Here is a 3,189-nt window from a genome sequence, read left to right on the forward strand (position 1 = left end):
CACGCCCGTCACGTTCTGGTTGACGATCTCTACATAATCCCCCAGCTCAAACGGCTTGCTAACGCCAATGGAGATGCCGCTGAACAGATTCCCCAGCGTCGTCTGCGCCGCAAGACCGATCACCACGCCCGCGATGCCCGAGCTGGCGAGCATCACTGTTGCGAACTGCTTTAATGGCTCGATCGTCATCAACACCGAAAAGACCGCGATCACAATGATGACCACATAAATCAGCCGATAAAAAATACGCATATTTCCTGTCAGCTGCTTTTTTAAAAATTTGGAAATAATTTTTAGAATAACAAACGTGATCCCTGCGAAGATGGCCGCGAAGATCAGCGTGTTCCAAAAGCCCAGAGTGAACATTTTTTCAAAGCCGTCGACAAAATCTTTGGTTTTATCCACAATTTGTGTGGTGGTATCGTCGTTCATACGTTTACCTCATCTGTTTTTCATCATATAATTAATACCCGTTTCCGTCTTTTACAAAACGTACGGCGTTTTCTCTTTCTTTTTCTGTGGTTATATATTATAGTATACAAAAATGACCCGGAGGGCAAATGTTTGATTTCTTTGGAAGAAATGGGTGAACTGTTAGACGAGCTCGCAGAGGAGCTGCCGCAGGAATTTTTTGCGGATTTAAACGGCGGCATTTTATTGTTACCGCAGGTAGAGATGCACCCCAAAAGCCGCGCTGACGACCTGTATGTGATGGGGCGGTATTTCCGCAGCAGCGATATGGGCAACCACATCGAAATATATTATGGATCGTTTGAACGCCTGTATGGGCACCTTTCCAAGGATCAGCTGCGCGAACAGCTGCGCTCTACCCTGCGTCATGAGTTCCGCCATCATTTGGAAGGACTTTCCGGAGAGCGCGGGCTGGAGGTAGAGGACGAGGTATATATTTCCGAATACTTGCGTTCCCACAAGGACGTATGAACGCATGGAACCCGTGGCACGGCTGCCACAAAACAAGCCCCGGCTGTCAAAATTGTTATATGTACCGGCGGGATGAATCTATTGGCAAGGATCCAAGCGTCGTTTATAAGACGACCTCTTTTGATTTGCCCATCAAGCGCAAGCGCGACAAAAGTTATAAGCTTGCGGGCGGGCATGAGGTGTTCACGTGCGGCACGTCGGACTTTTTTATTGAAGAAGCGGACGCATGGAGATCGGACGCATGGCGTTTTATCCGCGAACGGCCGGATATCTCGTTCCTTATCATCACCAAGCGCATCCACCGCTTTTCCGTAGGCCTGCCGGACGACTGGGGCGACGGCTATCCGAACGTACGCATCGGCTGTACGGTGGAAAATCAGAAAATGGCAGACGAGCGCTTGCCCATATTCATGCAAATGCCTGTCGTTCACCGCATCGTCATCTGCGAACCCATTTTAGAGCACATCGACGTATCTCCCTATCTTGCGACAGGAAAATTTGTACATGTCGTCGCGGGCGGCGAATCGGGCATGGAGGCGCGCACGTGCGATTACCGCTGGATCCTTTCGCTGCATAAACAGTGCCGGCAAAATCACGTATCCTTTTGGTTCAAGCAGACGGGGCGCAACTTCCTAAAGGACGGCAAACGCTACACCATCTTAAAACGCCTGCAGCATTCGCAGGCGCGTAAGGCAGGGCTCAATTTCACTATAAAATAAAAAGCTGTCTCCCTGAAATGGAAGACAGTTTTTTTATTTCTTATTCCATCAACCCCAGCGAGAGCTTCCAGCACAGCACGCGCGTGACCGCCGCGTCGATCGTTTCTTTTTCGATCGTCCCCTCCTCAAGTGCGTCAAGCACGCCCCCAAGCTGTTCCTCCGGCTGTGAGGAGATCAGCATATCGTTGCCCGCCAGAACAGCCAACACCGCCGCCTTACCCGCACCGTATTCGTCTTTGATCGCATCCATATAGAGATCGTCCGTCATGATCACGCCCAAAAAGCCCTGCTCCTCGCGCAGTATTTCGTGCACCTTTCCTGAAAGCGACGCGGGATTTTCCTTGTCCATGCTTTCTACAATGTTATGGTTCACTAAGACACCCGGCGCGCCCGCCTGCATGCCCGCAAGGAAGGGCAAAAAATCGCTGTTTGTGAAGGTATCTAAGCTGCGCGTATCGTGCGCGATACCCGTGTGGGTATCTGTATTGGAGCCATAGCCAGGATAATGCTTCATCACGCTGCCCATCCCACTTTCGTTCATCGCGGTGATGACGGTACTTACATATTCGGACGTTTGCTGTGCGTCCTTGCCAAACGCACGCGGATAAATAAAATCGTCAGGGTCTGTAGAAACATCGCACACCGGCGATAGATTGACGTTGATGCCGAGGCCTTTTAACAGCGCTGCTTTTTCTTGCGTATCCTCTGTGATGCGCGCAAACCCACCCTGCTCATACAGCTCCTGCGGCGACAAAAACGGTTCGTCGCGAAACGCCTCAAACCTGCTCAGGCGCGTAACGCTGCCGCCTTCCTCGTCCACGCCGATCAGCATGGGTATTTTAGCGGCGTCCTGATAGCTTTCGATGTTGTCCTGCACATCCGCTTTTGTTTTATCTTCAAAATCACGCTTAAATAAAATATATCCGCCGAACTGAAATTGTTTTTGCAGCTCTGCTGCGTCCGTTTCCGGACAGCGCGCAAAGAACATCTGCGCCGCCTTTTCCTGCGTCGTCATATCAGCGAGTATCTCTTTCGCGCGGTCTTCGTACAGGGAGAAATCCAGCACGGGCGCTTCTTCCGTCACTGGTTCCGCGGCCGACTCGGAAGGCTCCGGTGTTGGCTGCATACCCGCGCTTGCCTCCGGCGGAACAACAACATCCTCTGTAGAAACCACCTGCGTGGGCACGGCCTGCGGGCTTGTCGGGGCAGCGCACGCACCAAACAGCAAAAGGCTGCACAATAAAATAGCTACAATCGATTTTGTCTTCATGGAAAAACCCCCGTTTATGATCCTGCCTTTATTATAAAGCAGGACTCCCTTAATGTACACAATGGTTTCAATATCCCAAAAACGCAACTTACGGTATGCGCCGCGCAGCTTACGGAAAATGCGTTGACGCACACTTGCTGCCGTTTATACTAAGAGTAAGGAAATATCTTTATCTGAAAGGGGTGTCCTTATGCTTACGATAGAAAATTTGCAGGTGACGTATAAAAAACAGACTGCTCTTTCGGTCACCAGCCCCAT

At 50.8% G+C, this 3,189-nt stretch carries 4 protein-coding genes; 2 read left to right on the top strand and 2 right to left on the bottom strand.

Annotated elements, in window-relative coordinates; genetic code table 11:
- Positions 1 to 432, bottom strand: a 432-nt coding sequence (locus tag VB081_RS09705) for a mechanosensitive ion channel family protein (RefSeq protein ID WP_323400622.1), incomplete at its 3' end; no start/stop codon positions are given.
- 132 nt (positions 433 to 564) lie between these two features.
- Here VB081_RS09705 and VB081_RS09710 point away from each other — a divergent pair.
- Together VB081_RS09710 and VB081_RS09715 are read left to right on the top strand one after the other, a co-directional pair.
- Positions 565 to 942: a metallopeptidase family protein gene (locus tag VB081_RS09710; protein ID WP_323400623.1), complete on the top strand. Its 378-nt coding sequence runs from the start codon at positions 565 to 567 to the stop codon at positions 940 to 942.
- Positions 939 to 1,661, top strand: coding sequence for a DUF5131 family protein (locus VB081_RS09715; RefSeq protein WP_323400624.1), 723 nt, complete (start codon positions 939 to 941; stop codon positions 1,659 to 1,661). The genes VB081_RS09710 and VB081_RS09715 overlap by 4 nt, the downstream gene beginning before the upstream one ends.
- Before the next feature lie 40 nt (positions 1,662 to 1,701).
- On the opposite strand, the gene VB081_RS09720 is transcribed toward VB081_RS09715, so the two are convergent.
- Positions 1,702 to 2,931, bottom strand: coding sequence for a glycoside hydrolase family 3 N-terminal domain-containing protein (locus VB081_RS09720; RefSeq protein ID WP_323400625.1), 1,230 nt, complete (start codon positions 2,929 to 2,931; stop codon positions 1,702 to 1,704).
- Positions 2,932 to 3,189 lie beyond the last annotated feature (258 nt).

The sequence above is a fragment of the Christensenella sp. genome (genome assembly GCF_034927525.1).
In the GTDB taxonomy this organism is placed as follows: domain Bacteria; phylum Bacillota; class Clostridia; order Christensenellales; family Christensenellaceae; genus Christensenella.

Bases quoted from the DNA above. Each gene is read 5' to 3' on its own strand.
- VB081_RS09720 (WP_323400625.1), bottom strand. From the start codon at position 2,931: ATGAAGACAAAATCGATTGTAGCTATTTTATTGTGCAGCCTTTTGCTG.
- VB081_RS09715 (WP_323400624.1), top strand. From the start codon at position 939: ATGAACGCATGGAACCCGTGGCACGGCTGCCACAAAACAAGCCCCGGC.